Here is a 1,333-nt window from a genome sequence, read left to right as displayed (position 1 = left end):
TTACCACGCTGTGTGAACCTATGGGGGTGGAAACCGTGCGGAGCGCCATTCCGATCTGCGGGATGCTGTGGAAACTCATCCTTATCGATAAGCAGTACCTCTTCATAATACGACGAGAGGACCCTTGCCGTCATTAAACCTGTCATACTGCCGCCGATCACGATAGCCTTGCCTGTTTTTTGAATAGAATTCATATGATTCACCTCAACGATTATTTTTTGATTGACTTGATCAGTCAACAATAGAATAAACCAATATTTCCCTAAAGTCAATAAACTATTCCCCTAAATAAATCCGTCGGTTGGAACAAACATCCCTGTCGTATTGAGCATGGTGAACGCCTTCCCCGCATACAACTAGGTTTAGAACTGGTAATTTTGGGGGTGTCTGTATGATTAAAAAGCCGAACTTTCTCCTGATTGTTGTCGATGAGGAGCGGTTTCCTCCTGTCTATGAAAGTCCAGAAATTAGCGCTTGGCGAGTCACAAATCTCCCTGCCCACGAACGGTTGCGCATGAATAGCATGGAACTTAGCCGTCATTATATCGGCAGCGCTGCCTGCTGTCCGAGTCGGACTACGATGTTTACTGGCCATTACCCCTCACTCCATGGAGTTTCACAGACGAATGGCATCGCGAAGGATGCTTTCGATTCCGATATGTTCTGGTTGCCACCGAATACGGTGCCTACGATGGGCAATTACTTTCGCGAAGCAGGCTACCAGACCTATTACAAAGGCAAATGGCATATCTCATATGAGGATATTTTGGTACCAGGAACGCATAATGATATGCCTAGCTACGATCCTGCAACAGGCGTGCCAGATCCAACGCGGGAACAGCTATATTTGTCGGCAGATCCGCTGAACGCCTTCGGTTTTTCCTCTTGGATCGGACCTGAACCACATGGCCGCAATCCGCATAACTCCGCTTCATCGTCAGCGACAGGCATGAGCGGCAGGGATGTCACATATGGCGCAGAGACTGTGAAGTTGATTGAAGCACTGGATCACCAAAAAAGTACCAACTCTGATGTAGAGCCATGGCTACTCGTCGCTTCCTTCGTAAACCCGCATGATATTACCCTGTATGGTATGCTGAGCGCCAATCTGCCAGACATGTTTCATTTCCATGTTGATCCAATGCCAGATGTCCCTCCTCCACCAACAATCAATGAATCATTAAATACGAAGCCAGGTTGTCAAGCCAGCTACAGGGATACTTATCCGAAAGCCTTACAGCCAATCGGCAATGAGCCATTTTATCGAAAGCTGTATTATCAATTGCAAAAAAATGCCGACCACCAAATGCTGAAAGTTTTAGATGCCCTGAGC

At 47.0% G+C, this 1,333-nt stretch carries 1 protein-coding gene and 1 pseudogene; one reads left to right on the top strand and one right to left on the bottom strand.

Annotated features, from left to right (window positions below; all coding sequences use genetic code 11):
- Positions 1–194: pseudogene (locus AC1DUA_RS37905) on the bottom strand (FAD dependent oxidoreductase); the annotation flags it as partial.
- Positions 195–391: 197 nt separating this feature from the next.
- Here AC1DUA_RS37905 and AC1DUA_RS37900 point away from each other — a divergent pair.
- On the top strand, positions 392–1,333 hold a 942-nt coding region (locus AC1DUA_RS37900), incomplete at its 3' end, for a sulfatase-like hydrolase/transferase (RefSeq protein WP_477504613.1).

This window comes from Paenibacillus sp. 01T422 (assembly GCF_056398785.1).
Note: the sequence above shows the minus strand (reverse complement) of the source record. Positions and strands in the feature narration are given on the sequence as shown.